Source organism: Streptomyces sp. NPDC002044 (genome assembly GCF_040296725.1).
GTDB classification, from domain to species: domain Bacteria; phylum Actinomycetota; class Actinomycetes; order Streptomycetales; family Streptomycetaceae; genus Streptomyces; species Streptomyces antarcticus.
In genome coordinates this window covers 22226-48554 of sequence record NZ_JBEOXU010000022.1, presented here as the reverse complement: position 1 = coordinate 48554, position 26329 = coordinate 22226, and the positions used below count along the sequence as shown (strand labels likewise).

The following is a 26329-nucleotide window of genomic DNA, read 5'->3' as shown; positions in this document are numbered from 1 at the left end:
GCCGCGGTGAATCCCCGGCGGGGTTGCGGAAGGCGCTGGTGCGTGCTGTCCGACTGTGGTTACCTGGGCCCCATGACCGTACTCGTGACCCGCCGCCACGTTGACTACGTGCGTGTCACGACCACGGGCTGTCCCGCCGCCCGCTGATTCGGCGCCACAGCCCCCGGGTCGTCCCTCCCTCCTTTTCCGTCGCACCGTGCCGCCCGTTCGCGGGTCTCGCGCACGCGCCGCGGTGACGGCCCCGTGCCACGTCCTTCTTCCGCTTTATTCCGCGCGAGAGCCCCGCCGGGGCTTCGTACGCCGCCTTCCCGTGCCCCGCCGCCCGTCCGGCCCCACCCTGCCCCTGCGGGCACCGCACGTGTACCGAGGAGAACCATGAGCCAGCCGATCGACGCCGTCACCGCGGGCCACACCCCCGAGGACGAGTCCACCGGACCCGACACCTCCGCCTGGTCCTTCGAGACCAAGCAGCTGCACGCCGGCGCGACCCCGGACCCGGCCACGGGTGCGCGGGCGGTCCCGATCTACCAGACCACCTCGTTCGTCTTCCGCGACACCCAGCACGCGGCCGACCTCTTCTCCCTCGCCGAACCGGGGAACATCTACACCCGCATCCACAACCCCACCCAGGACGTGTTCGAGCAGCGGATCGCCGCGCTCGAGGGCGGCGTGGCCGCCGTGGCCCTCTCCTCCGGGCAGGCCGCGGAGGCCCTCGCCATCCTGAACCTGGCGAGTTCCGGCGACCACATCGTCTCCAGCGCGTCCCTCTACGGCGGCACGTACAACCTCTTCCGGCACACCCTGCCGAAGTTCGGCATCGAGGTGTCCTTCGTCGAGGATCCGGACGACCTCGACGCCTGGCGGGCCGCCGTGCGCCCCGGGACCAAGGCCCTGTTCGCGGAGACCCTCGGCAACCCGCGCGGCAACGTGCTCGACATCCGCGCGGTCGCCGACGTCGCCCACGAGGCCGGGCTCCCGCTGATCGTCGACAACACCGTGCCGACGCCCTTCCTCCTGCGCCCCATCGAGCACGGCGCCGACGTCGTCGTGCACTCGGCGACCAAGTTCCTCGGCGGCCACGGCACCACCATCGGCGGAGTCGTCGTCGACGCCGGCACCTTCGACTTCGGCGCGCACTCCGAGCGCTTCCCCGACTTCAGCGAGCCGGACCCCAGCTACCACGGCCTGCGGTACTGGGACGCCCTGGGGCCCGGCGCGTACGCCGTCAAGCTGCGGGTGCAGCTGCTGCGCGACCTCGGCCCGGCCATCGCCCCGCACTCGGCCTTCCTGCTCCTGCAGGGCGTGGAGACCCTGAGCCTGCGTCTGGAACGGCACACCTCCAACGCACAGGCGCTGGCCGAGTGGCTGGAGCGGCGCGACGAGGTCTCGGCCGTCCACTACCCCGGGCTGGTCTCGAACCGCTGGTACGAGGCCGGGCGCCGCTACCTCCCGCGCGGTGCCGGGGCCGTGCTCGCCTTCGAGCTGCGGGGCGGCGTCGAGGCGGGCAAGCGCTTCGTGGACGGTGTCGAGCTCTTCAGCCACCTCGCCAACATCGGCGACGTCCGGAGCCTGATCATCCATCCCGCCTCCACCACCCACAGCCAGCTCGACGACGCGCAGCTCGCCGCCACCGGTACCTCCCCGGGGCTGGTGCGCCTGTCCGTCGGCATCGAGAACCTGGCCGACCTCAAAGCGGACCTGGAGGCCGGCTTCCGCGCCGCGAAGGAGGCGTCCTGAACACCGCCGGGGCGAGCGCCCCGGCGGCTGACCTCCCTCCCGCCACCGGTGCGTGGCGGGAGGGGGATCCGCCGGGACGCCGGCAGTGGCACCGGCCGGCCGGCCCGCTGCCGCTGGAGGCCGGCGGGCGACTCCCGCACGCGGAGGTGGCGTTCGAGACGTGGGGGCGTCTCGCGGCCGACGGCTCGAACGCGGTCCTCGTCCTGCACGCGCTCACCGGCGACAGCCATGTCGCCGGCCCGGCCGGGCCCGGTCACCCGACGCCCGGCTGGTGGGAGGGGCTGGTCGGGCCGGGGCGGGCGCTCGACACGGACCGCTGGTTCGTGGTGGCGCCGAACGTGCTGGGGGGCTGTCAGGGAAGCACGGGGCCGGCCTCGCTCCGCCCCGACGGGCGGCGCTGGGCCGGTTCCTTCCCCCGGCTGACCCAGCGCGACCAGGTCCTCGCCGAGGCCGGGCTGGCCGACGCGCTGGGCATCGAGCGCTGGGCGCTCGTGGTCGGCGGCTCCATGGGCGGGATGCGGGCGCTGGAGTGGGCCGTGTCCCGTCCGCGGCGCGTGGCGGCGCTGCTGCTGCTCGCCTGCCCGGCGGTGGCGAGCGGCGACCAGATCGCCTGGGCCAGTGCTCAGGTCCACGCGATCCGCGCCGATCCGCACTGGCGGGGAGGTGACTACCACGACGCCGGCGCGGGCCTGGGGCCGCACGCGGGCCTCGGTGTCGCCCGGCGCATCGCCCACATCACCTACCGCGGCGCCCGGGAGTTCGACGCCCGCTTCGGCCACCGTCCGCAGGTCGGCGAGGACCCCTGGCTCGGCGGCCGCTACCAGGTCGAGTCCTATCTCGACCACCAGGCCGGCAAGCTGGTGCGGCGCTTCGACGCGGCGAGTTACGTCGTGCTCGCCGAGGCGATGAACGCCCACGACATCGGCCGGGGGCGGGGCGGGACCAGGGCCGCCCTCGGGCGGGTCACGGCGAGGACCCTGGTGGCGGGCGTCGACTCCGACCGCCTCTATCCGCTGTCGCAGCAGCAGGAGCTGGCGGCGGGGATCCCCTCGGCCGACGGGGTCCGGGTGATCGGTTCGCCGTGGGGGCACGACGGGTTCCTCATCGAGACGGGTCAGGTCGCCGCGCTCGTGCGGGAGCTGCTGGACGGCGTACGGGACCCGGCGGGCGTTGCCGCCGGGCTCGGCTGAGGCCCGCCCGGCCCCCGGCCCCCGCCCCGGCCGGGGCGGTCGCCCGGAGCGGTTCAGGTGTCGAGGACAAGGGCGCCGGACGGCGGCCTTGACGGCTCCCCGCCGCTACGTCCCGTACCACCGCCAGGAGGGATTCGCCCGGCTCCACCCGCCGGTGGTCCAGGCGTACTGACCCGGAGGGTCACGGGGCCACGGGGGCGACCGGGGCTCCCGGAGCCGGAAGCCCCGCAGACCGGCGGATCGGGCCGCGCGCCGGAAGGGGCGGCGTGCGCCGACGGGGTGTCGGTGTACGCCGCCCTCGGGCTGGGCGGGGGTGCCGCGGGAAGCGGCCCGTCCGTTCCTCCCGGTGCTACTTGGGATCGCGGTTGAAGACGGACCTCGACCAGGAGTAGCCGAGCGCGGAGAGGGCCAGGCACCAGGCGACCGCGAGCCACCCGTTGTGGCCGATCTCGCTGCCCAGGAGAAGGCCGCGCAGGGTTTCGATGGCGGGGGTGAAGGGCTGGTACTGGGCGATGGGCTGGAACCAGCCCGGCATCGCGGCGATCGGGACGAAGGCGCTCGAGATGAGCGGCAGGACGATCAGCGGCAGCGCGTTGTTGCTGGCCGCCTCGGCGTTCGGGCTGACCATGCCCATCCCGACCGCGATCCAGGTGAGTGCCATGGCGACGAGTGCGAGCAGCCCGAACGCCGCCAGCCACTCCAGGGCCGTGGCGTCCGTGGACCGGAAGCCGATGGCCACGGCGACGAGGCCCACGAGGAGCACGCTCATGACCGACTGGAGCACGCTGCCGACGACGTGCCCGATGAGCACGGACCCGCGGTGGATCGCCATCGTGCGGAAGCGGGCGATGATGCCCTCGGTCATGTCGTTGGAGACGGACACCGCGGTCCCGACGACGGTGCCGCCGATGGTCATCAGCACGATGCCCGGGACGACGTACGCGATGTACCGGGAGCGGTCGGCGCCGCCGCCGCCGATGCCCGCGCTCATCACGTCGCCGAAGACGTAGACGAAGAGCAGCAGCAGGACGATCGGGGTGAGCAGGAGGTTCAGGGTGAGGGAGGGGTAGCGCCGCGCGTGCAGGAGGTTGCGGCGCAGCATCGTGGACGAGTCGCGGACGGCGAGGGACAGGGAGCTCATCGGAGGTCTTCCTTGCGCTGGTCGGTGGCGGCGGTGAGGGCGAAGAACACGTCGTCGAGGTCGGGGGTGTGGACGGTCAGTTCGTCGGCCTCGACGCCGGCGGTGTCGAGCCGGTCCAGGACGGCGCGCAGCGCGCGCTGGCTGCCGTCGCTGGGGATCTGGAGCGCCAGGGCCTCGTCGTCCCGGACGGCGTCGTGGAGGGCGAGGGCCGCGGACCGGTAGGCGGCGGGGTCGGCGAAGCGCAGCCGTACGTGTCCGCCGGGGACGAGCCGCTTCAGCTCTTCGGCGCTGCCCTGGGCGGCGATCCTGCCGTCGTGGAGCACGGCGATGCGGTCGGCGAGCTCGTCCGCCTCCTCCAGGTACTGGGTGGTGAGGAAGACGGTGACGCCGCCGGTGACCAGTTCGCGGATGATCTGCCACATGGTGTGGCGGGAGCGCGGGTCGAGGCCGGTGGTCGGCTCGTCGAGGAAGATGATCCGCGGGTCGCCGACCAGGGTCATGGCGATGTCCAGGCGGCGCTTCATACCGCCGGAGTAGGTGGAGGCCGGCTTCCTGGCCGCCTCGACCAGGTCGAACCGCTCCAGCAACTCGGCTGTGGTACGCCGCCCCTCGTCCTTCGACAGGTGGTGCAGGTCCGCCATGAGCAGCATGTTCTCCTCGCCGGTGATCAGACCGTCGACGGCGGAGAACTGACCGGTGACACCGATCGCGGCCCGCACCCCGTCGGGTGACGCGGCGACGTCGTGGCCGGCGACCCGGGCCTGTCCCCCGTCGGCGGAGACCAACGTGGAGAGGATCTTCACGACCGTGGTCTTGCCCGCACCGTTCGGCCCGAGCAGCGCGAACACGGACCCGGGCGGGATGTGCAGGTCGATGCCGTCGAGCACGGTCTTGTCGCCGTACGACTTGCGCAGCCCGACCGCGGAGACGGCGGCGGGTGGCCGCGGATCGCCCGCGTTCTTGGGAGCAGGAATAGGCATGGGCATGACAGATGAAGGCACGGAGCCCTCCGTTCATGTGGGAAGGGGACTGCCAAGGGACGGGCGGGGACGAACGAGGGACGAACGAGGGACGGGCGAGTGCGCGAGCCGGGTGCTCAGAGCCGGGCGCGGCGGACGTCGATGTTGCCGTAGCGCGTCCGGGCCCGGACCTCGACGGTGTCCTCGGACTTCTCGGGGCTGTCGGAGGCGGTGAGCGTGTTGCGGACCTGCCCCTGGCCGGAGCTGACGTCGAGCCAGGCGGCGGTTCCCTCACGGATGCCGACCTCGATGGCTCCGTAGGAGGTCTCCAACCGGACGGTGCCGCGCACGACTTCGGCGACGCGCAGGGTGCCGTGGGCGGTGGTGGCGGTGACCGAGCCCTCGGCGCGCGTGATGTCGATGTCGCCGTTGGCTCCGTTCACCCGCAGGTCGCCGGTCGCGGCGCCGACGGTGGTGGTGCCGTGCGCGTTCTTCAGGACGGCGGAACCGTCGACGGTGCCGATGCGGAGGCTGCCCGAGCTGGTGCTGATCTCGGCGGGGCCCTCGATCCGGTCGACGGTGATCGAGCCGTGGGAGGCGGTGAGCCGGAGCGGACCGGTCGTGTCGAGGCGGACATCACCGGACGAGGTCTTCACGCGGACCTCGCCGAGCCGGCCCTCGCCGAGCACCTGGGCCCAGGCGCCGGTCATGTCGACGCGCGAGCCCGTGGGCAGTTCGACCGTCACGTCGACGGTGCCGGTGCGCCCGAAGAGGTAGCGCGGCTTGGGCGTCCGCACGGTCAGGACACCGCTCGCGTACGTGACGTCGGTCTGGTCGGCCGACCGTACGTCCTGCTCCTTCTCCGGGTCGCGGGGCCGCACCTCCACGACCGTGTCGGGGCGGTCCCCCGCGGTGAACCGGATGGAACCGGCGTCCACGTGGGCGGTGGCCGAAATCGGTTCGGGAGTGTCGAAAGAAGGCATGGCTGTTCCGTCCTCGTGTGTCCTTGGGTCGTCCCCGCTGGTGGGACGTGGTGTGGGTGAGGTGGATCGGGCGGGATGTCAGCTGGGGGGCGTCGTCGAGGTCGTTCCGTTCGCCCGGAGGTCCGCCCGCGGCGGGAGCGCGTGCGACGCCACCCCTCAGCGCACCCAGCCGGTGAAGCTCTGTCCGATGGTGCGGGTCCGCTCCGGCGTGCGCGGTGCGCCCGCGCCGTCGACCGCGGCCGACACGGCCCGGACCAGCCATGCGTTGACCGACAGGCCCTCGCGGCCCGCGGCCTCCTCGGCGCGCGCTTTGAGGTGGGCCGGCAGGCGCAGGTTGACGCGGGCGGTGCCCCCTTCGTCGCCGTCCGCGGGCGCCTGCGCCTGCGCCTGCGCCTGCGCCAGGTTCGCTTCGACGGACGCGGCCGGCTCGGCGAGGCCGCCGGCGGCGGCGGGCGGCAGTGTCACGACGAAGTCGGGGTCGAGCCCGCGCAACCGTACGTCGACCGAGCCGGGGGCGAGCTCACGGGTGATCTCGTTCATGGCGTCGGAGAGCACGTGGAGCATGGTCAGGCGGGCCGCCGATTCCAGAGGGGCGGTGAGCCGCTCGGCCAGCTCTCGGGCGTCTTCCCCACCGGCCTCGGCGGCCACCGCGAGCTCACGGCGGAGGGTGTCGACATACGGGGTCAGGTCCATGGCGCCATCATGGCACCACAATGGCACCACCGGCAAGGCCGCCGCCGACTCTTGCGGGGCGAAATCTGAAGACAGTCCCCTGACCTGCAACAACACACTCACAGATCTTTGGCTCACCCTGGCGCCACGCGCGCCCACGCACCCCTCCAATTCCGCATGCCCCTCAGATGGCGCCACCCGGCGCCCGAGTGGCGCCACGTAGGGCCACCCGATTCCGAGCCGGGCGGCGGCCGCGCCGACCCATAGCTCGGTCATCGACATATGCCGGACACCGAGCTATGGTGATCCGTGTGAACAGTCAACCGCTGCGCGAGCCGACCCTGCTCATCCTCACCGCGATCGCCGACGCCCCACGGCACGGATACGCGATCGCCCAGGAGGTCGAGAAGATCTCGGAAGGCCGCACGAAGATGCGTACCGGAACGCTCTACGGAGCCCTGGAGCGCCTGCTCGAACAGGAACTCATCGCCGTCCACGAGGAGGAGGTCGTCGACGGACGCCGGCGCCGCAGCTACGCGCTGGCTCCGCGCGGACGCGAGGTCCTGGCCGCCGACGCGGCCCGTATCGCGCACACCGCCCAAGAGGCGATCCGGCGTCTGGAACTCGGCGGCCCCGGCAAGGCGGTCACCGCGTGAACGCCCTGCTGAAGCTCTACCCGGCCGCCTACCGGCACACGTTCGGCGACGAGATAGCCGACGCCTACCGCGAGGCCACGGACGGCGCGAGCCGGCCGGCACGGATTCGCGAGGCCGCCGACGTCGCCGGGCACGCCCTGCGCATGCGGCTCGGGATCGGCTCGGCGGGGCGCGCCGGGCGGCTCCTCGCGGCCCTGGCCCCGTTCGCCGTCATCGCGGTGGGCCTGAACGCGATGCACCTGACGAGACTGACGCTCTCCACCCTCCGCGTCACCGGCCGGATCGGGGAGATCGCCCCCGCGGTCCTGACGGGGGCGGGCGGCATCGCGGCCCTCGTGGGCGCGGTCCTGGCCCTGACCGGCCGCTGGACGGCGGGTACCCGGACGGTACTGGCGGGCATCGCGGCGAGCATGGCCGTGCAGGTCTTCCGGCCGGGACTGGGGATCGAGTTCGCGCTCGTCCTCAGCGGCCCGACGCTGCTCCTGACTCTGACCGCCCTGCTCTGCCCGCCGGACGCGCGGCCCGTCCTGCGCCTGCGCTCGGCGGCGACCGGGGTGCCCGTCGCGCTGGCGGGGGCGGCGGCCCTGGCCCTGGCGCCGTCGTGGTGGCCGCTGCCGCACCCGCAGGGCGTGCTGTACTTCGCCGTACCGGCGGCCGCGGGGCTGCTGCTGGCCGGCCGTCGGGCATTCGCCCGGCTGCGTACGGGTCCCGCCGTGCTGCTGGCGAGCCTGCCCTTCGCCGTGGTCGGCGTGTTCGGCGGGACGGCGGAGACGGCGGTCCTGCCGCTCGCGATCGGTCTGCCGATGGCGGCCGCCGTGAGCATCCGCCGCCGACGCGGAGCGACGGCCTCGCCCTCGGCGTGAGTCCCGGAACCCGCGCCCTCAGGCCGCGGCCGGGGGTGCGGGCGCGGGCGCGGACGGGCACTACCGCTCCGCGGCCGTCTCCCGTCGGCGGGTGGCGTGGAGGCTGCCGAGCAGGGCGAGTCCCTGAGCGCTGGGGCTCCCCGGCTCGGCCTGGTAGACCACCATTTGCTGACCGGGGGCGCCGCGGACGTCGAAGGACTGGAACGTGAGCGAGAGGGGCCCGGCGTCGGGGTGGACGATCTCCTTGGCGTCGAAGGTCTTCCCCCGGACGGTGTGCGAGGACCAGAGCGGGGGGAACTCCTCGCTCAGCTCACCGAGGGAGGCCACCACGTCGTGCAGGCGCGGGTAGTGCGGGTCGAGCCCGGTGGCGTGGCGCAGCGCGGCCACGACCGCTTCCGCCGCCCGGTCCCAGTGTGCGAAGAACCGGCGCGCCGCCGGGTCGAGGAAGGTCATCCGGGCGAGGTTGTCCGCCCGCTCGAACGGTGAGAACAGGGCGTCGGCCAGGGTGTTCGCGGCGAGGAGGTCGGTCGCCGGGTTCAGCACGAACGCCGGCGTGTGCTCCCAGCCGTCCAGGAGTTGCCGCAGCGGGGCGCTGGTGGCCTCCTTCGGCGCCGGCCGGGCAGCGCCGCCGGGTGTGGTGCCCGCCAGCCGGTAGAGGTGTCCCCGTGCTTCCCCGTCCATCCGCAGCGCGGCACTGATCGCGTCGAGGATCTGGGGTGAGGGCCACCGCTCGCGCCCCTGTTCCAGGCGGGCGTAGTAGTCGCTGTTCATGCCGGCCAGCACGGCGACCTCCTCGCGGCGCAGCCCCGCCACCCGGCGGACACCGCAGGAGGCCAGCCCCACGTCGTCGGGCAGCAGGCGGGCGCGGTGGGAGCGGAGGAAGTCCCCGAGGTCGTTGCCGTTCACGCCCCGAGGCTAGCCGCCCTCCGGAGGCCGTGCCCGGGTGCATCACACCCCGGCACGGGCGGACCGGCGCACCTGGGCCTACGGGCGGGTAACGCACGCCGGGCGCCGGACGTTGTTCTCCGTATGGACGAGACCCTGGACCTACTGGACGTACTTCTCGACAGCGTGACGGAGCCGCGTCTGAAGCTGATCAGCGCGGACGAGGCGCGGGCCTTGATGGTGCTCCTCGGAATGCTGGACGACGACCGGCAGCCCGAGGAGATCCGCCGGGCTGCGGGTGACCTGAGGTTCCGTCTCGCTTCCCGTCTCGCCGCCCGTCCCGACTGACGCCGCCCGGCCCCGCCCCACGAGAGCCGCCTGAGTGACGGGCCCGCCCGGGGTGCCGTCGCGGGCTCGGCGCGGACCGGCCGTGACACCTGGCGCGTCCGGTCGTTGAACGGGGTGGTCAGCGAAGTGGACCACCGGGCCCCGGGACGATCGTCCCGGGGCCTGGTCCTGTTCGGCGCGCCGTGCGCGGTGTGCCCGTGGGCGGACGGCCGCGGCCTGAGTACGAGGCACGGGGCGGCTGAGTACGGTGACCGAGGCGACGCGGGCCGGCGGCCGGTTCACTGGGACCCATGAACGAGACGAACCGCGCCCGGACGCCGGGCTCCCCCGCTCGGCGCACGAAGCCGTGCCAGTGGTGCGGGCGCCCCGTGCCGCAGCGCTTCCCCGTGGTCCGCACGCTCCACTGCGACACCGGCCACTGGCTGCGTGACGTGCGCGCCAACTTCTGGCGCAGGCTGTGGGACAACCTCTGAGCGGGACGCCCGGACGCGCCTGCGGCGGCCCCGTGTCGCCTCCGGCCGACGGGGCGGCGCGCCCTTCTTCGGCGTCAGGGCCGTCCGGTGTCCGCGGCCGAGTCCGCGCGGCTGGGTTCGGGTCCCACCTGCCGTAGCTCCGCGAGGAGTTCGCTCTGGCCGACGAGCAGCTCGGTGAGGATGCGCCGAGCCGCGCGGAGGAGTTCGGCGACGTCGCCTCCCGCCAGGGCGTAGCTGACGGTCGACCCGTCGCGGATGGAGACGACGATGCCGGAGCGGCGCAGGACTCCCAGCTGCTGGGACAGGTTGGACGGCTCTATGTCGATCTCGGCGAGGAGCTCGCGTACGGGCATCGGTCCGCTCTGCAGGAGTTCCAGGACGCGGATGCGGACGGGGTGCCCGAGCATCCGGAAGAACTCGGCCTTCGCCTGGTACAGGGGGACCTGCATTCCCACGCATTCTCCTGCTGTTGAGGGGTCGAAGGGGAGGAGGCGACGGGGTGGCCGGGCGGCGGCGCGGCCGTCGTCGTCCAGCCTTCCCCCCGACGGACCCACGCGCGCCGCGTATGAGCAGATTTGGATGTGCCGAGTTGAAGATTTCTTCAACTCGTGGGCATGCGTGGGCCCGTGAACACCGAGGTCAGACCTCCAGGTTCGCTTCGATGCGCTTGAGCTGGTGACGTGCCATCGCCAGGTTGGAGTTGGCCTTGTCGAGGACCACGTACAGGAACAGCCCGTTGCTGCCGCGTCCCTTCAGCAGCCGGATCAGGTGGTACTGGGTGCCGAGGGTGATGAGCAGGTCCTCGATCTCGTCCTGCATGCCCAGCATTTCCATGGTCCGGACCTTCGCCCGGATCACATCGGTGTTCCCGGCGGCGGCGACCGACAGGTCCAGTTCCTTCCCGCCGCCGAGCGTCCCCAGTGCCATGCCGCTGCTGTAGTCCACCAGCGCGACCCCCAGCGCACCCTCGATCGAGGTCATCGTTTCCTTCAGGGAAACTTCCACATTCGCCATCGACGCCCACTCCCTCGCTTTTCCGTCGACGCCCGGCGCCCGCGTCGTCTGCCCGCCCCGGCACCGGACCGTTTGCGCCCACCACGCTAGTGATCGCGTGCGCCACGGGGAGGAAAACGGAGCCTTTGGCGAGATTTCCACCTGCGCCTGAGGGGCCGCCCGGCCCCACTCCGCCGATCCCACCTACGGCGACGCCGGGCCCGTGGGCGGGGACGACTTCCCCGGGCGTCCGAAAAGGAGCGGTGCCGCTTCGGTCAGGGGCGGTTGAGCCCCCACGTCTGGAGGGCGTATGGCCGCCCCTTCTCCTCACCGGTGATCAGCGGTACGTCGAGCAGTCCGAAGCCCGCCTTGGTGGCCACGCCGACGCTGGCGGCGTTCTCGGCTTCCAGCTCCAGGATCACCTGCTCCGCGTCCAGCCGCTCGAAGGCGTACGCGGCCATCACCCGTACCGCACGCACCGCCAGCCCCTGGCCGCGGTGCGCCGGACCGACCGCGTAGCCGAGCTCCGTACCCTCGGGAGCACGCCGCAGCATGACCTCGCCGAGCGGCGCGCCGCCGTCGACGGTGATGGCGAGCAGAACGGCCGTACCCTCCGCCCGCAGCCGGCGGGCCCGCTCCAGCCGCGCGAGGGCGGCCGCTTCGTCGAAGGGCGAGACGATCGGGGTCCAGTGCGCGATGTCGGGGTGGTCGAACAGCCCCGGCATCGCGGCCAGGTCCGATTCCGTCCAGTCCCGCAAGACGAGGCCCTCCCCCGAGAGCTCGATCCGCTCGGGAAAGGACGGCGTGGTGCTACGCATGGCGGGGCCTCCCTGGCCTGGTCAGGACGAGGCAGGATATCCGGGCGGCCCCTCCGGCCGGTCGGGCAGGTCGCCCTCGCAGCGCACCGCACCCGGGCGGCCGACGGCGCGACCGCCGTGATCCGGCCCGTCCCTTCTGGACCGCCCCACGTTCCGTTCCGGCCTGCGCGATCTCCTCCCGAGGTCCTGAGCCGTCCCCGCCGGGCACGTTCGGTTCCCGCCCCCGTCAGCGCAAGTGGTTTCCGCGCTGGGGCGCCCTCACCGACCGCTTCCGGCCAACCTACGCGCCGCGGAACCCCGTTGACGGGACCGGGCGCCCCGACGCGTGCCTTCCGGCACCTGGGCCGCACCCCTCGACCAGGTCGTCCAGATCCGGCTGCCGCGCCTCCCGCTCTGCGCTGTACTCGCTTCCTTCCCTCCCCGCGATCGATGCCACGTCTCATGATCTTCGAGGGGGTTGCGACTCCCCACCCCGCGCCGCTCCGCCCTTCACCCCCCTTCCGGAGGACCTCGTGCATCCCATCCCCGTTCCCGTCCCCGTTCCCGTCCCCGCCCCCGCGCGGACCGCCTCCGGCGGCCGCGGCAGCCGCTCGTCACGACCGGATACGGGGTGGGGGGAATGAGCCTGGATCAGGACCGCCCGGAACAGCCCGACGCGCCGAACGTGTCGGACTCGGAGCGGCTGCTGTTCGGCGGGGAACTGGCCTACGACATCGGCTGGGAGCGCCACGAGGGCGCCTGGCTGAAGCTCGGTCTGTGGGACATGGCGAAGGGCATGCCGCGGTTGGCCGCCATGGGGGTGCGGCTCGCGCACCGCGCCGATGCCCGCTCCCTGCGCGTGGTCCTCGGCGCCGAACTCGGCCGCGGCGTCTCCCAGGCCGTGGGGCTGGTCGCGGTCAACGGCGTGCTGGGCCACATCCTGTCCGGCGGCTCGACCAACGAGCGGCTGGCCCGCGCGGTGCCCGCGCTCGTGGTCGTCGCGGTGACGGCGCTGATCGGCTCGCTGCTGCGGTCCGCGTCGACGGCGGCGACCGGTGCGCTGGAGCCGAAGGTCCAGCGGGTGGCGACCGAGCGGTACCTCGGGCTGGTGCACCGGGTGGAGCTGGCGGCGATCGAGGACGACGAGTTCCACCGGCTGCTGGACGCCGCCCGCTACGGCGCCGACTCCGCGCGCCGGATGATCCGGCAGTGCACCAACACCCTGAACTCGGCGATCTCCCTGGTCGCCGCGGCCGGCGTCCTCACCGTGCTCCATCCGGGGCTGTTGCCGTTGCTCGTGCTGATGACCCTGCCGAGCGCGTGGAGTTCGCTGACGATCTCCAAGCAGCGCTACATCTCGTTCCACACCTTCGTGCAGCACGCACGCGCCGGCCACCTGCTGGGCCAGCTCCTGACGCAGCAGGAGGCGGCCGCCGAGGTCCGCGTGCACGAGGTCGGCCCGTTCCTGCTCGGCCACTTCCGGAGCATGGCGCAGACCAGCGAGCGCGAGCAGACCCGCCTGGCCCGCAACGCCGCCCGCATCGGCCTCAGGGCCGACGGCGCCGGCGGGATCGCGACCCTCCTCACCTACGGGGCGCTCGGGCTGCTGCTGTGGAGCGGCCGGATGGACTTCGCGGTCGCGGGGACGGCGGTCCTCGCGATCCGGACCGGGGTCTCCAGCCTCGACGGGCTCGTCACGCAGATCACCGACCTGCACCAGGAGTCGCTGTTCGTCGCCGACTACGAGCGCCTGTGCGTCGAGGCCGGCGCCCGGGCCATCCCCGCCACCGGCGAGGCACTGCCGGAGCGCCTGCGGGAGGTCCGCTTCGAGAAGGTCACGTTCACCTACCCCGGGGGTGGCGGCACGCCGCTGGAGCCGACCCTGCGCGACGTGTCCCTGACCTTCCCCATGGGGAAGGTCATCGCCCTCGTCGGCGAGAACGGCTCCGGCAAGTCCACGCTGATCAAGCTCCTGGCCGGTCTGTACCTCCCGGACGAGGGCGGCGGAACGATCTGGTGGGACGGCGTCGACGCGGCCGCCGCCGACCGCGGGCAGATCTTCGCCCGGGTGGCCCTGATGAGCCAGTCGTTCTACCACTGGCCGTTCACGTTCCGCGTCAACGTCGGCATCGGCCGGCCCACCCTTCCGATCGACGACCGGGCCGTGGAGAGCGCGGCCGCCTACTCCGGCGCCGACGGCGTCCTCGCGGAGCTGCCCCGCGGGCTGGGCACACTGCTGGCGCGCGGCTACCGGGGCGGGCACCAGATCTCGGGCGGCCAGTGGCAGAAGATCGGGATCAGCCGGGCGAAGTACAAGGACGCCGAGATCCTCGTGGTCGACGAGCCGACGAGCGCCCTCGACGCGATGGCGGAGCAGAAGGTCTTCGACCAGATCCGGGCCCTCGCCGCGACCGGCCAGACGATCGTGCTGATCACGCACCGGCTGCACTCCGTACGTCACGCCGACGTCATCCACGTCCTGAAGGACGGGCGAGTGGCCGAGTCCGGCACCTTCGCCGAGCTGATGGACGAGGACGCCCGCGCCGGCACCGGCGACTTCCGTGCCGCGTACACGGTGCAGGCCGCGGCGTTCGCCGACAGCCTCCCCGCCCAGCGCGACCGGGCCACGGACACACCGGCGGAGGACCGTACGTGAGCCCGCGTCCGGGTCCGGGTGTTCGGCGAGCGCGGCGTCGGTAGCGCCACCGGACGTGAGCGCCCCGGGCCGGCCGTCAGGCCCGGGAAGCGAACCAGTCCTCCCGCGCGCAGGCCCGTCGTACCGTGCGGGTGGTGCGTCGCAGGGGTGACAGCGCGTACCCGGCCATGGCGGACCCGGCGGCGGCCGACAGTACGGCGAGGGCTGCCAGGGCCGGCAGCGAGGACGAGACCAGCGAGTCCCGCGTCTGCTGCCGCCGGTGGTTCAGGCACGAGTTCAGCACGCCGTCCACCGCTCGCGCGTCGGGGCCGGCGACCGGAAGCGGGCAGGCACTGTCGCGTACGACGACGGACGTCCCGGCCGCCAGACCGAGGACCGGCTCGCGCCCCTTGTTCACCGCTTGGACCGCGAACACGGAGACGACGGCGAGCAGGACCGTCCCGACCGCCATGAACACGCCGCCGTACAGGCAGGTGAGGCGCAGGCGGGTCACTGACCGCCGTTCCGGCGAAGGGCTGGCGCCGGCACCGCGGGTGGTGGCCTGGCGGACTCGGACGGGCATCGGTACTTCCCCCTGGAGATGTGACAACCCCCCACTTTCGCCTGACCGCCCGTAAGCGGCGCGTCAGCGGATCGGGATCAGTGGGATCGGGGGCGGCATCGGGCGGTTCTTCCGCGTGTCCGCGGGCGGACGGCGGCGGCGCCCCGGTCCCGCTGCCTACCGTGGTCCGATGAACGCACCTACAGCGCCCCTGTCCGACGGTTACGGGATCCGCCGCGCGCGCCCGGACGAGCCGGGCGCCATCGCCGGAGTCCTGGCCCGCGCCTTCGCCGATGACCCGGTCATGGCGTGGATGCTCCCCGACCCGTCCGGCCGGGAGCTCGGGCTCTCCCGCTTCTTCACGCTGCTCCAGCGCCAGCAGCGGCCCCGGGCCGGCGGTGTGCGGGTGGCCGCCACCGCTCGGGGACAGCTGCTGGCGGCCGCGCTGTGGTCGGGTCCCGGCCGGTGGAAGCCCTCGGCGGTGCGGGAGCTGGCAGCCCTGCCGCACTACGCGCGCGTCTTCGGGATGGACGGGCTGCGACGGGCCGCGGACGTGGAGAACTCCTTGCAGGAGGCCCATCCGGAGGCGCCGCACTGGTACCTGACGAGCCTGGGGACCGATCCACGGGTGCAGGGAGCGGGTGCGGGTTCGGCCCTGGTGCGGGAGCAGACCGCCCACTGCGACCGTCTCGGCCTGCCCGCCTACCTCGAGTCCAGCAAGGCGTCGAACGTCCCCTTCTACGAACGGTTCGCCTTCCGCGTCACCCGGGAGATCCGGCTGCCGGACGGCGGCCCGACGCTGTGGGCCATGTGGCGCGACCCCGCCCCCGGAGCGGGCGGGCCCGCTCTCCGTCACGGAACCTGAACCGGTGTCCCGGGGCGCGGCGCCGCCGCTCGGTCCCGGCCGTCCACGTGGGCCTCGGTGACGGCCAGGGCCGCGGCCATGACGGACAGCTGCGGGTTGACCTCGGGGCAGCTCGGGAGCACGGATCCGTCGGCGGCCAGTACGCCCCGTACGCCGCGAAGGCGCCCCAGGGCGTCGGCCGGTGCGGTCTGCGGGTCGCCGCCGGCGGCGACGGTTCCGGTGGGGTGGAAGGCCGACAGGTGGAGTTGGCGGGCCGTCACCTGTGTGAGCAGGCAGTCGAGTTCGTCCAGGGAACGGGCGCGGGGGGCCGAGGGGATCCCGGTGAGGACTTCCACGGCTCCGGCGGCGAAGAGGAGCCGGCCCATGGCCCGTACGGCCGTCATGAGCCGGCCCGCGTCTCGGGGGTCCAGGTCGTAGCGGAGCAGGGTGCGGCCGCGGCCCAGGACGCGGCCCGACGGCCGGTCGGCGATCATGGCACCGAGGGTGGCCAGATGGCCGGCCCCTTCCAGTTCCGCGCGCAGCTCCCGTCCGGCCCCGGGGAGTACGAAACTGCCCATGCCCGGGGGTGTGGCGGTGGCTTCGATGAGGATGCCCCGGTCGTGCAACTGCTCCACTCCGGCACTCTGCAGTACGCCCTCCCAGGCGGTCACCGGCTCGGTGAACCGGCCCGCCACGCTGGTGGCGGGGTGCACGCTCAGGTTCCGGCCGGTGCGCGGGTGGCCGCCCAGGCCGGAGCGGCGCAGCAGTTGGGGTGACTGCAGGGCGCCCGCGGCGACGACGACGCACGGGCTGAGGATCTCGAACTCGGTGCCGTCCTCGCGTCGTACGAGTACGCCGGAGGCTCGCGGTGTTCCGCCGCCCGGCGGGTCCGGCTCGGTGAGGATCCGGCGCACACGGGCGCCGGTGACGATGCGGGCTCCGGCCGCGCACGCGTCGGGCAGGACCGACAGCTGAACGCTCTGCTTCGCCCCGGTGGGGCAGCCGACCACGCACTGGCAGGACCCTTTGCAGCCCGGCGCGTTGCGCCGCAGCGGGGCCGCGGTCCAGCCGAGCCGCTCGGCGCCCGCGAGGGCGAGCCGGCCGTTCTCGCCCAGGACGTCCATCGGCTGGGTGGCCACCCGCAGCGTGCGCTCGACCTCGTCCAGCAGCGGGCCGAAACCATCGGCGAGATGGAAGCCGAACGTCGAGCTCCAGCGGTCCAGGACGTGCCGGGGAGTCCGGTAGCAGGTACCGGAGTTGACGACGGTGGTGCCGCCCACGGCCCGCCCGACCGGCACGACCAGCGGCGGGCTGCCCACGGCCACGGTCGCGCCGCCGTCCCGGTACAGCTCCCCGAAGCGGTCCAGCGGGGTCCGGCGGCCGAACGACGCCGTGGAGTGGTGGTGGCCCTCTTCGAGCACGACCACGCTCAGCCCGGCGCGTGCCAGCGTCCGCGCGGCCATGGCTCCGCCCGCCCCGGAGCCGATCACGACGGCGTCGGCCGTGGCGCGCGCGGGCCAGTGCGGGGCCGGTGTGCAGTCCAGCGGCGGATCGTCCGGCGGGGCGAACGGCAGGCCGCGCGCGCCGTGGTGGAGCATCCGCTCGGTTCCGGCCGCGAGGAGTACGGGCACTTTGAGCACGTCCAGCAGGGGCAGCAGGGCGGGTCGGGCGGCCAGGGCGGCCAGCACCGACTCGCGGGCGTCGGCGTCCAGGGCGGCGAGCCGGCGGCCGGTGCGCGCCAGGGCGTAGCCGTCGACCGCGCCGGCGGCCGCTCGGAATGCGGCCCGGGCGGGTACGGGCATCGTGGCCAGGACGGATTCGAGCCGGGCGGGCACGCGTGCGGTCCAGGGCGTCGACCGGTCGTCGGCGAGGAGCGCGGCGACGAGTCCTGCGAGCGGTCCGTGTGCGGTGCGGGCGGGAACGGTCGGTCGGGTCATCGCGCGCCTTTCGGTGACGGCGGGGTGGGGCGGGGCCGGATGGACGTACAGACGTCAGGACTTGCGGAGTTGCGGACGCACGGAGTTCGCGGACGCACGGGCCGGCGGACGGCGGGGGTTCAGTGCTCGCCGACCTCGGCGTGGGCCGTGCCCTCGAGGTGCCAGGTGGCTTCCGGGCGCCAGCGTCCCCACCAGCGCTCCAGGCGTACCTCGGCGTCCGCCCGCTCGCTGTTGCGGCAGACGGCCGGTGTGCCGTCCGGGTCGGCGTAGTCCAGGGTCAGGGTGCGTTCGGCGGGCTGGGTGACCTCGACGCGGATGCGGCGCAGGCCGGCGCGGCCCGTCACGGTCCAGACGGGGAGCCCCAGGCGGGCCCGGAAGCGGCCCGCGCCCGCCCAGCCGACGGCGGTGCGCTCGGGGCGGCGGGGCCAGGTGCGGCCCGAGCGGCGCAGCCGCAGGAAGACCAGCGGGGGCAGGCGTCGCAGGCCGGGGCGGGTGGAGACGGCGGCGACGATCTCCAGGACGTCTCCGTGGCCGAGGTCCGCGTGGAGCCAGGCCCAGCGCTCCGCGTTGCCGTGTCCGTAGATCCGGGCGGAGGCTCCCGGGGCGTCCCGGAGGATCAGCGTCTGGTCGCCGTAGGTGACGTGGCCTTCGTACGACGCGGCGGCCGCGGGCAGCATCTGGGCGGCGGGCAGCAGCGGGCGCCGCCAGGACCAGCGGGGGAAGGTGTAGAGCGGGGTGCCTCCGGAGCGTTCGGTGAGGTCCCAGGCGAGGGCTCCCGCCGATCCGGTGATCCGGCCGGGCCGGGCGAGGGCTCCGGCGGCGGCGTAGCCCTCGGTCGGGTGCTCCCACGGTTCCGGTCCGAAGCGGGCGTGCCGCACGGGGCCGTTCCGGGGGAACACGGCTGCCCATCCGTGGGCGAAGGCCGCGGAGCCGTCGGCGGGGGCGGTCAGCTCGTGGTGCACCCAGACGCCGGAGCCGGTGGCCGGGTCGGTGAGCGTGGTGTACCAGACCTCGGTCCTTCCCGGCTCGCCCTTCCAGCGGGGGGCCATGTGCCGGCCTGCGTCGTCCTGCCGGGGGAAGCGGAAACTGCTCAGGAACGGTACGAGGCCCGTCGCCAGGGGGAACCGCAGCACGCCCTCGCCGATCCGCTTCCCGTCGGCGTGCAGCACGCAGGGCAGTACGGTGAGGGACGTCAGGGGGTGGCGGAGACCGACCGACTTCCATCCGTCGAGTTCGACACGGCGGCCGTCCAGGGTGAACGCCAGCCGGTAGCGGATCCGGCGGCGGGCCAGTGGTGAGATCTCCATCTCCCCTTCGGCCGCCGGGTCGTCGGCGCGGCCGGCGATCCGGACCCGGCCGGTCAGGCGTGCCGGTGTCGTGCTCCGCGGATCGAGCACGCGGCCGGCTTCGGCCCGCAGGTCGAGGCGGACGGCCCGGCCGAAGTCCTCGTCGGCGAGCCGGACGCAGCCGAGCATGGTTTCCGTGAAGACCGTGCCGCGGCCGCCGCTCACCGGCCGGCCCCGAGGTCGTCGAGCATGATCCGTTCGGTCGCGGTCAGGTAGGCGTCCGCCGCGGCGTGGGCCGCCCGCTCGTCGCGCGCGGCCACCGCTTCCACGACGGGCCGCAGCCGTGCGCAGGCGGCGTCCGCGTCGGTGAACGGCGCGACCAGTGCGCCGCGCAGGGGCAGGTACGCGTTGAAGAGGGTGTTGGTGAGGAGTACGTAGACGCGGTTACCGGTGGCCCGTGCGAGCGCGCGGTGCACCTCGACGTCGGCGAGCTGGGCGCCCGCACCGCCCTCGGCCTCCCGTACCGCGGCGAGGAGCGCGCGCAGCTCGGTGATCTGGGCGACGGTCGCCTTCGCCGCGGCGCGCGAGGCGATCAGGGAGCCGATGCCGCGGCGCACTTCGAAGACCTCCCTCGACCAGTCGGGGCCGTGCCGGATGAGGGCGGGCAGCAGGTCGGCCCCGCCGAGGCGCGCGTAGTCGCGCACCCGGGTGCCGACTCCGTGCCTGGTCTCCAGCAGTCCGGCCTGGACCAGACGCTCGAAGGCGTGTTTCAGGGTGGTGCGGGTGACCCCGTAGCCCTCCGAGAGTTCCCGTTCGGGCGGCAAATAACTCCCTTTCTGGTGATGGCCGTTGAGGATGTCCTCACGCAGCCTTTCCTCCAGTGCGTCGACGACCGTCTCGCGCGGCAGCGCTTGCACGCCAACCTCCTCAACAGTGGATCAGTGGCTCAGCCACTAGACCACTACGCCACTGGAGGCGTCAAGAGTGCCGGCCCGCCCATCAGCCCTACCGGCGGCCCCGGTTGACAGGAAGCGCCCCGTGTACGACTCTTCCACTACTTACCTAGTGAAAGGGTGGTGCTGTCGTGCTGGAGTACCGGATCGACCGGCGCAGCGGCATCGCCACGTACCTCCAGATCGTCCAGCAGACCAAACAGGCGCTACGTCTGGGCCTGTTGGAGCCCGGCGACAAACTGCCGACCGCGCGCGAGGTCGTGGAGGCCACGGCCATCAACCCGAACACCGTCCTCAAGGCCTACCGCGAACTGGAGCGCGAAGGGCTCGTCGAGGCGAAGCGGGGTTTGGGCACCTTCATCAGGCGGTCCCTGGGCGGCTCGGCCGCCGATTCCCCGCTGCGCGATGAACTCGCCGACTGGGCGCGGCGCGCCCAGGCCGCGGGGATGGAACGGGACGACGTGGCGGCACTCTTCACATCCGTACTGGAACAGCAGTTCAAGGGGGACGGCGACGCATGACGGAAACCGTGATCGAGGCGGAGGGTCTCGGACTGCGCCACGGGCGCCGAGGCACCTGGGCGCTGCGCGACGTCTCCCTGAGGCTGCCCGAAGGCCGGGTCTGCGCCCTCGTCGGACCCAACGGGGCGGGCAAGTCCAGCCTGCTGACGCTCGCGGCCGGACTGGCCCGGCCGACGGAGGGCGTCATCCGCTCCGCGTCCCGCGAGACGCTGGCGTACGTGGCCCAGGACAAACCCCTCTACCCGCAGCTCACCGTGGGCGAGACCCTGCGCATGGGCCGTGAGCTCAACCCGGGCCGCTGGAACGCGGAGACGGCGCGGCGGATCGTCGAGGGCGGTCCGCTCGACCCGCGGTCGCGGGTCCGCTCGCTCTCCGGCGGCCAGCGCACGCGCCTCGCGCTGGCCCTGGCCCTCGGCAAACGCCCCGGGCTGCTCCTGCTGGACGAGCCGATGGCCGACCTGGACCCGCTCGCCCGGCACCAGCTCATGGGCGTGCTGATGGCCGACGCCGCCGAGAACGGCACGTCCGTGGTGATGTCCTCGCACATCCTCACCGAGCTGGAGGGTGCCTGCGACCACCTGCTCCTCCTCGACGGCGGCCGGGTCCGCGTCTTCGGCCCCGTCGAGGAGGTCGTCGCGGCGCACCGCCTGCTCACCGGCCCGGCCGCCGCCTCCGACGCACTCGCTGCGCACACCGTCGTCGAGACCCGGATCACGGGCCGGCAGCTCATCGCGCTCGTGCGGCCGCGGGGCCCGGTGGACACCCGGACCTGGCAGACGGCCGAACCGTCCCTGGAGGATCTCCTGCTCGCGCACCTGCGTTCCCCCGGCGCTCCGGTGTTCACCGCCGGCGCCTCACGCACGGCCGAGGGGGTGGGGGCATGAGCACGCTCGCCCTGACGGGCCCCTACTGGGTCGCGGTACGCCAGCACCGGCGCGTGCTGCGGACGGTGGCCGGAGCCCTGGCGGCCGGGCTCGTCGCCGTGGTCGCCCTGCGCCTGTGGGCCAACTCCCCGGACGCCGCCGGCCGGTACGTCACCGGGCCGAACCACGGGTACGACCTGCTGCGGCTGTGCGTGCAGTACGCGGGCGACGGCCTGCGGTTCCTGCCCCCGCTGATCGGGGCCTTCGTGGCCGGGCCGATGCTGGCGCGCGAGGTGGAGAGCGGCACCTGGCGGCTCGCCCTGACCCAGTCGGCCACCCCGAGGGCCTGGCTCGGCTCGAAGGTACTGGTGGCCTCCGCGGTCACGGTGCTCGGCTCGGCCGCGCTGGTCGGGCTCTACCGCCTCGGCTGGGCCAGGGTGTCCGGCACGTACCGGCTGTACTGGCACGACCAGGGACCGTACGAGGCCGCGGGCCCGGTGCTCGTCGCCTCCTGCCTGCTCGGCGTGGCCGTCGGCGCCCTCGTGGGGCAGCTGATCCGGCGCACCCTCGCCGCCATGGCCGTCACCGGGCTGGTCACGGGCCTCGTCCTCCTGACGTCGGGTTCCTTCCGGTGGTCGTTCCTCGCCGTGGAGACCGCCACCGTGCCCCTCGGCGGCGGTACCGGTCAGCCGCTGCCGCCCTCCGCCTACCTGACGGACATCGGAGTCCTCACGTCCACGGGCGAGCGGCTGCCCGGGTACACCTGCTTCGAGGGGGATCCCGAAGCGGGTGTGTGCAAGGCCCTCACGAACGTCACCGCGCGGTACGCCGACTTCCATCCGCTCTCCCACTACTGGCCGACGCAGCTCCTTGAATCCGGCATCATCCTGGCCCTGACGGCCGGCCTCCTCTACGCGGCCTTCCGCCTGCTGCGCGCCCGGCGCGGCTGACCACGCGCAACAGGCTCCCGAACGCCTGCCCCGGAACACACGCCCGGGTGCCCCCACCGGCGCGGCGTGAGGCAACGGTTCCGGGGGCGGGGCACGGGCGGGCCGCCCGGACCCGATCCGTTGAACGTTCGAACTTTCGCGCCGATGCGTGACGAGAGCGGACCGGGATGAATACGTACGGATCCGGGCGATGATTTCCGGCGGGACCGCCAGTCTCTCCTTCTGACCGTACGCATTGCGAGGAGACACCATGACCGAGCTCATGACCCACACGCTGCACGCCACCGGCGCAACGCTCCGTTACTACGTCCGCGGCGGCCTCCCGGACGGCGGGGCCGGCGGCCCGGCCCTGTTCCTCATCGGCTCGCCCATGGACGCCAGCGGCTTCCTCACGCTGGCGTCGTACTTCACCGACCGGACCGTCGTCACCTACGACCCCCGGGGGACCGGCCGCAGCAGCCGTACGGACGGCGCCGCCGAGTCGACGCCCGAGGAGCACGCCGACGACCTGCGGCGGGTCATCGAGGCGCTCGGCTCCGGCCCTGTGGACGTGTTCGCCAGCAGCGGTGGCGCCGTCAACGCGCTCGATCTGGTGGCACGGCATCCGGACCTCGTGCGCACCCTGGTCGCGCACGAGCCGCCGACGGCGCAGGTCCTGCCGGACCGTGTGGCGGCGCTGGAGGTCTGCGCGGACATCCACACGACGTACCAGCGCGACGGGATGGGTCCCGCGATGGCGAAGTTCATCGCCGTGGCCGGACGGCAGGGACCGTTCCCCGCGGACTGGGCGGACGAGCCCGCCCCCGACCCCGCCCTCTTCGGCCTGCCGACCGAGGACGACGGTTCGCGCGACGACCCGCTGCTGGGCCAGAACATGCGCGGCTGTACGGGATACCGGCCCGACCTCGGCGCCCTGCGCGCTGCCACGACACGTATCGTCGTGGCCGCCGGCAAGGAGTCCGAGGGCCAGTTCCCGGCTCGCGCCGCGGCCGCTGTCGCCGACGGGCTGGGCACCGGTTTGACCCTCTTCCCCAGCCACCACGGCGGCTTCCTCGGCGGCGAATTCGGGCAGCAGGGCGAGCCGGAGGCGTTCGCGCGGACCCTCCGTGAGGTACTGCGGCCCGCCGGCCACTGACCCACCCGTACGCGGCGCCGTCAGGCCCGCCGGCGCCGGGCGGCGGCAGGCGCCTACGGCGAGGCAGGCGGGGGCACGGGGGCACGGCTCCCGATGCCCCCGCGGCCGTCACCACTCGCGTGCGGCGATCAGCTCCTCCACGTCCGCGTCCCCGAACCCGTAGGCCGACGCCACGAAGCCGAAGTCCTCCGCTATCTCCTCGCGCGCGACGGTCTCGATCTCGCTTCCCGCGGCCTCGAACTCGGTCTCCAGGTCGTTGAACGCCTCCGTCGCCGCCTTCGTGAGCAGGTACAGCGCCGCCAGGTCCGCGGGCCGTTCGGCCTCGATCCGCTCGCACAGACCCAGCAGGACGGCGCGTCCCTTGTCGAGGACGCGATCCGGGTAGTACGCGTCCTCGTACAGCGCGCGCAGGAACACATGCCCGTTGACCTGTTGGTTCGTGATCGACACCGGTTTTCCCGTCCCTTCGGAGAACTGACGCGCTGATCCTGCACCATGCGACTGACAACCCGGGTCCGAGGGGAGAGGCACGATGCGCTGACGACCGGGAGCGGCAGGACCCACATCTCGCACCACGCCGGACCTGGTCACCGACGCGGGACGCCGGCCGCTCGGTCGGTGGTCCCGACGGCGTCGGTGGCGTCGTCGGGCGCGACGGCGCGGAGTTCGATGCCGTGCCGGGAGCGCACCATCCTCAGCATCGGGCAGCGCTCGTCGGCCGCCGCGAGGAGCGCGGCGCTCTGCCCGGCCGAGAGCGGGCCGGTGAGCAGGACGGCCGCCGTGAGGTCGTACGGCACGGCCGGGGCCTCCGAGGCCACCTCGAAGAAGCGGGCGTCGTTGTTGCGGGCCCGGACCCGTACCTCGACCCGGTCGAGGGCGATGCCGTCCAGGGCCGCTATGCACAGCACCGTGTGCGTCAGGCAGGTGCTGATCACCGCGCAGAGCAGCTCCGGCGAGGAGGGTCCGAGCCCGAAGCCGCCGATGTCCGGGCCGCCGTCCCCGATGAGCGACCAGTCGCCGATGCGCACCTTGCGCACGCCGGTCGCGTCATCGGCGACGCACACCGCCCCGATCTCCTCGTCCCAGTCGGTGTCGCGGGGTCGTCGGGCAGCGGCGGCGCGCATGGCTACGGCCTTGTCCTTGAGGTGTTCGGCGAGGCCGGGCGTCCGGGCCGGTGTGATCGTCATGGCCGGAACACTACGTCCAGCGAAGGCCACGGGGCTCAATGCCGCACCGCCGGGGCGGAGTTGGCCGCGTGGAGCGGATACGTCGTCCGGCTCGGAGACGGTGAGTACGCGCCGCCCGTATCCGTATCCGTAGCCGTAGCCGTAGCCGTAGCCGAGTATCGCCCCGTTTCCCGCCCGGCCCGCTCGTCAGTAGCCTCCGCCACCCCCGCAGGACGATCCGCCGCCGCACCGGTGACCGCCGCCCCGGCCCCGGTCTCGGCCGCTGCCACCACCGCCGCCGCCGCCGCCGCCGAACATCGTCGCGAGGAACACCACGACGAGCGCGATCCCCATGATCATCAGGAACTCCACGTGCCCCACCCCCCTTGCCGTCGTGCAGGGGAGATGCCCCTCCGGGCCGGCCCTCCAAGCGCGCCTTGAGGAACTCCAGAGCTTCGGCCGGACGCGAGCCACCCGACCCCGCCGTACGGGAGGGGCCCCTCGACGGGGCGAGGGGTGCGTCGGCGTCCGGTTCGCCTCGCGGTCCGTGACATGCGTCACGGCGTACCTGTCGGCCCGGCGGGTCTCATGAGGCTCATCAGCCGTCGACATTTCATCCTTTGCACCTTTTTGACACTGACATGCCTCATACCGCCGGGAACGGAATCAGTGACTTCCACTTCCTTCGTTCCAACGTGACTGTCGAGAGACGGTTCTAGCGGCCTGTCAGGTTCCGACGCGCTCGCCGCCCCGCACGCATGCACGACCTCCCGGCCGTTTCAAGTCCGGCCCGGGAAGTCCCGAGCGGCCCGGCCGGCGAAACTTGCCAGGCCGCTGCCGCCCTTCTGAGAATGGCGGCTCCTCCGGCGCCTTCGCGGTCCGGCGCCGGGAGCTTCGGGATCACCGAGTGAGGTCACGCATGAAGAAGCACCGTAAGACAGCGCACCACCGGAAGATGGTCATAGCCGTCGGGGCCCTGGCCGTCGTGGGTGTGCCCGGCGCGGCCATGGCCTGCCTGGACACACAGGACACCGGGCCGATCCGGGCCACCGCGGCCCGGCAGGACACCAACCCCTGGCAGGACAACCCCTTCGGCCGGCCCGCCCCGCAGCCGCCCTCGGAAGCCCCGGCCCAGGACGGCTCCCCGGCAGGCCCCGGCGCCGAGGCCCCGGCCCCGGCCGAGCCCGCCGCCCCGCCGGTCGCCGAACGGCCCGCGGAGCCCGCCGCCGCGCCCGCCCCGCCGACGTCGCGACCGGCCGAACCGGCGCGGACCGCAAAGCCCGTAAAGCCCGTAAAGCCCGCACAGCCCACGAAGCAGGCGACCCAGCCCGCCGCGCCGAAGGACACCGGAGCGCCCTCCGGTGCCCAGGCCGAGGTGCTCGCGCTCGTCAACAAGGAGCGCGCGGCCGTCGGGTGTCCGGTGCTCACGCTCAACGCGAAGCTCACGAAGGCCGCGCAGGACCACAGCGCGGACATGGCCGCGAACAGCACCATGTCCCACACCGGCTCCGACGGTTCCGACCCGGGCGGGCGCATCACCCGGGCGGGGTACGAGTGGAGGACGTACGGCGAGAACGTCGCCTACGGCTACAGCACCCCCGAGAAGGTCATGGAGGGCTGGATGAACAGCCCCGGCCACAAGCGGAACATCCTCGACTGCTCTTACAAGGAGATCGGCATCGGCCTCGCGCAGCCGGGCCACTACTGGACGCAGGACTTCGGCGCCGCGCGCTGACCCGCCGCGGCGGGGCGGGCGCCGCCGGTTCGACCGGGAGGCGCT

The 26329-nt window shown here is 73.5% G+C and carries 28 protein-coding genes; 13 read left to right on the top strand and 15 right to left on the bottom strand.

Translation table 11 applies throughout. The annotated features are described in order from the left end of the window. Positions 1-375 precede the first annotated feature (375 nt). Both ABT106_RS08795 and metX read left to right on the top strand, forming a co-directional pair. Complete coding sequence (locus tag ABT106_RS08795; protein WP_351274361.1) at positions 376-1737, top strand: bifunctional o-acetylhomoserine/o-acetylserine sulfhydrylase; 1362 nt, start codon at positions 376-378, stop codon at positions 1735-1737. Then, complete coding sequence (gene metX, locus ABT106_RS08790; protein ID WP_351274409.1) at positions 1734-2927, top strand: homoserine O-acetyltransferase MetX; 1194 nt, start codon at positions 1734-1736, stop codon at positions 2925-2927. Before ABT106_RS08795 ends, metX begins: the two co-directional genes overlap by 4 nt. Positions 2928-3276: 349 nt before the next feature. Here the strand turns inward: metX and ABT106_RS08785 are convergent, their stop codons facing one another. The 4 genes from ABT106_RS08785 to ABT106_RS08770 all read right to left on the bottom strand — a co-directional run bounded on the left by ABT106_RS08785 (position 3277) and on the right by ABT106_RS08770 (position 6703). Then, on the bottom strand, positions 3277-4068 hold the full coding sequence (locus ABT106_RS08785) for an ABC transporter permease (protein WP_351274359.1): 792 nt from the start codon (positions 4066-4068) through the stop codon (positions 3277-3279). Then, the gene (locus ABT106_RS08780; protein WP_351274406.1) at positions 4065-5048 is read right to left on the bottom strand and encodes an ATP-binding cassette domain-containing protein; all 984 of its coding nucleotides are present in this window, start codon (positions 5046-5048) and stop codon (positions 4065-4067) included. Before ABT106_RS08780 ends, ABT106_RS08785 begins: the two co-directional genes overlap by 4 nt. 116 nt (positions 5049-5164) lie before the next feature. Next, entirely contained in the window at positions 5165-6010 is an 846-nt protein-coding gene (locus ABT106_RS08775) for a DUF4097 family beta strand repeat-containing protein (RefSeq protein ID WP_351274356.1), read from the bottom strand. A gap of 156 nt (positions 6011-6166) precedes the next feature. Beyond that, positions 6167-6703: a hypothetical protein gene (locus ABT106_RS08770; RefSeq protein WP_351274354.1), complete on the bottom strand. Its 537-nt coding sequence runs from the start codon at positions 6701-6703 to the stop codon at positions 6167-6169. Between the two features lie 290 nt (positions 6704-6993). Here ABT106_RS08770 and ABT106_RS08765 point away from each other — a divergent pair, with 290 nt between their 5' ends. Together ABT106_RS08765 and ABT106_RS08760 are read left to right on the top strand one after the other, a co-directional pair. Further along, a complete protein-coding gene (locus ABT106_RS08765) occupies positions 6994-7338 on the top strand; it encodes a PadR family transcriptional regulator (RefSeq protein ID WP_351274352.1) in 345 nt (114 codons plus the stop codon). Next, positions 7335-8201, top strand: coding sequence for a hypothetical protein (locus ABT106_RS08760; RefSeq protein ID WP_351274349.1), 867 nt, complete (start codon positions 7335-7337; stop codon positions 8199-8201). The genes ABT106_RS08765 and ABT106_RS08760 overlap by 4 nt, the downstream gene beginning before the upstream one ends. A gap of 60 nt (positions 8202-8261) precedes the next feature. On the opposite strand, the gene ABT106_RS08755 is transcribed toward ABT106_RS08760, so the two are convergent. Beyond that, entirely contained in the window at positions 8262-9107 is an 846-nt protein-coding gene (locus ABT106_RS08755) for a helix-turn-helix transcriptional regulator (RefSeq protein WP_351274346.1), read from the bottom strand. 123 nt (positions 9108-9230) lie between these two features. Here ABT106_RS08755 and ABT106_RS08750 point away from each other — a divergent pair, with 123 nt between their 5' ends. Beyond that, positions 9231-9434 carry a hypothetical protein gene (locus ABT106_RS08750; protein ID WP_351274344.1) on the top strand — a complete coding sequence of 68 codons (204 nt, stop codon included), beginning with the start codon at positions 9231-9233 and terminating at the stop codon, positions 9432-9434. A gap of 290 nt (positions 9435-9724) precedes the next feature. Further along, entirely contained in the window at positions 9725-9907 is a 183-nt protein-coding gene (locus ABT106_RS08745) for a hypothetical protein (RefSeq protein WP_351274342.1), read from the top strand. Between the two features lie 74 nt (positions 9908-9981). Here the strand turns inward: ABT106_RS08745 and ABT106_RS08740 are convergent, their stop codons facing one another. The 3 genes from ABT106_RS08740 to ABT106_RS08730 all read right to left on the bottom strand — a co-directional run bounded on the left by ABT106_RS08740 (position 9982) and on the right by ABT106_RS08730 (position 11718). Beyond that, the gene (locus ABT106_RS08740; protein WP_351274340.1) at positions 9982-10356 is read right to left on the bottom strand and encodes an ArsR/SmtB family transcription factor; all 375 of its coding nucleotides are present in this window, start codon (positions 10354-10356) and stop codon (positions 9982-9984) included. Between the two features lie 190 nt (positions 10357-10546). Next, a complete protein-coding gene (locus ABT106_RS08735) occupies positions 10547-10921 on the bottom strand; it encodes a hypothetical protein (RefSeq protein ID WP_351274337.1) in 375 nt (124 codons plus the stop codon). Positions 10922-11175: 254 nt separating this feature from the next. Beyond that, the gene (locus ABT106_RS08730; protein WP_351274334.1) at positions 11176-11718 is read right to left on the bottom strand and encodes a GNAT family N-acetyltransferase; all 543 of its coding nucleotides are present in this window, start codon (positions 11716-11718) and stop codon (positions 11176-11178) included. A 619-nt stretch (positions 11719-12337) separates the two neighbouring features. Here ABT106_RS08730 and ABT106_RS08725 point away from each other — a divergent pair. Continuing rightward, complete coding sequence (locus ABT106_RS08725) at positions 12338-14353, top strand: ATP-binding cassette domain-containing protein (protein ID WP_351274332.1); 2016 nt, start codon at positions 12338-12340, stop codon at positions 14351-14353. Between the two features lie 76 nt (positions 14354-14429). Here the strand turns inward: ABT106_RS08725 and ABT106_RS08720 are convergent, their stop codons facing one another. After that, positions 14430-14846 (bottom strand): hypothetical protein, encoded by a 417-nt coding sequence (locus ABT106_RS08720; RefSeq protein WP_351274329.1) that lies wholly within the window; start codon positions 14844-14846, stop codon positions 14430-14432. 238 nt (positions 14847-15084) lie between these two features. Here ABT106_RS08720 and ABT106_RS08715 point away from each other — a divergent pair, with 238 nt between their 5' ends. Beyond that, the gene (locus tag ABT106_RS08715) at positions 15085-15759 is read left to right on the top strand and encodes a GNAT family N-acetyltransferase (RefSeq protein WP_351274326.1); all 675 of its coding nucleotides are present in this window, start codon (positions 15085-15087) and stop codon (positions 15757-15759) included. On the opposite strand, the gene ABT106_RS08710 is transcribed toward ABT106_RS08715, so the two are convergent. The 3 genes from ABT106_RS08710 to ABT106_RS08700 all read right to left on the bottom strand — a co-directional run bounded on the left by ABT106_RS08710 (position 15747) and on the right by ABT106_RS08700 (position 19878). After that, positions 15747-17675 carry a GMC family oxidoreductase gene (locus ABT106_RS08710; protein ID WP_351274323.1) on the bottom strand — a complete coding sequence of 643 codons (1929 nt, stop codon included), beginning with the start codon at positions 17673-17675 and terminating at the stop codon, positions 15747-15749. The two genes, ABT106_RS08715 and ABT106_RS08710, sit on opposite strands and share 13 nt — an antisense overlap. Positions 17676-17794: 119 nt before the next feature. After that, the gene (locus tag ABT106_RS08705; protein ID WP_351274321.1) at positions 17795-19186 is read right to left on the bottom strand and encodes a tocopherol cyclase family protein; all 1392 of its coding nucleotides are present in this window, start codon (positions 19184-19186) and stop codon (positions 17795-17797) included. Further along, entirely contained in the window at positions 19183-19878 is a 696-nt protein-coding gene (locus ABT106_RS08700) for a FadR/GntR family transcriptional regulator (protein WP_351274318.1), read from the bottom strand. Before ABT106_RS08700 ends, ABT106_RS08705 begins: the two co-directional genes overlap by 4 nt. 167 nt (positions 19879-20045) lie before the next feature. Here ABT106_RS08700 and ABT106_RS08695 point away from each other — a divergent pair, with 167 nt between their 5' ends. The 4 genes from ABT106_RS08695 to ABT106_RS08680 all read left to right on the top strand — a co-directional run bounded on the left by ABT106_RS08695 (position 20046) and on the right by ABT106_RS08680 (position 23383). Further along, positions 20046-20435 carry a GntR family transcriptional regulator gene (locus ABT106_RS08695; RefSeq protein ID WP_351274316.1) on the top strand — a complete coding sequence of 130 codons (390 nt, stop codon included), beginning with the start codon at positions 20046-20048 and terminating at the stop codon, positions 20433-20435. Then, positions 20432-21319, top strand: coding sequence for an ABC transporter ATP-binding protein (locus ABT106_RS08690; protein ID WP_351274313.1), 888 nt, complete (start codon positions 20432-20434; stop codon positions 21317-21319). The genes ABT106_RS08695 and ABT106_RS08690 overlap by 4 nt, the downstream gene beginning before the upstream one ends. After that, positions 21316-22248, top strand: a complete 933-nt coding sequence (locus ABT106_RS08685; protein WP_351274311.1) for an ABC-2 membrane transporter-related protein — start codon at positions 21316-21318, stop codon at positions 22246-22248. The genes ABT106_RS08690 and ABT106_RS08685 overlap by 4 nt, the downstream gene beginning before the upstream one ends. A gap of 250 nt (positions 22249-22498) precedes the next feature. Then, entirely contained in the window at positions 22499-23383 is an 885-nt protein-coding gene (locus ABT106_RS08680; protein ID WP_351274308.1) for an alpha/beta fold hydrolase, read from the top strand. 108 nt (positions 23384-23491) lie between these two features. On the opposite strand, the gene ABT106_RS08675 is transcribed toward ABT106_RS08680, so the two are convergent. From ABT106_RS08675 to ABT106_RS08665, 3 genes are all read right to left on the bottom strand, one after another. Then, on the bottom strand, positions 23492-23833 hold the full coding sequence (locus tag ABT106_RS08675) for a DUF5713 family protein (protein WP_351274306.1): 342 nt from the start codon (positions 23831-23833) through the stop codon (positions 23492-23494). Between the two features lie 137 nt (positions 23834-23970). After that, a complete protein-coding gene (locus tag ABT106_RS08670) occupies positions 23971-24570 on the bottom strand; it encodes an OsmC family protein (RefSeq protein WP_351274304.1) in 600 nt (199 codons plus the stop codon). A gap of 186 nt (positions 24571-24756) precedes the next feature. Further along, on the bottom strand, positions 24757-24921 hold the full coding sequence (locus tag ABT106_RS08665; protein ID WP_351274301.1) for a hypothetical protein: 165 nt from the start codon (positions 24919-24921) through the stop codon (positions 24757-24759). A gap of 547 nt (positions 24922-25468) precedes the next feature. On the opposite strand from ABT106_RS08665, the gene ABT106_RS08660 reads away from it, so the two are divergent. Next, positions 25469-26284 carry a CAP domain-containing protein gene (locus ABT106_RS08660; protein ID WP_351274298.1) on the top strand — a complete coding sequence of 272 codons (816 nt, stop codon included), beginning with the start codon at positions 25469-25471 and terminating at the stop codon, positions 26282-26284. Positions 26285-26329 lie beyond the last annotated feature (45 nt).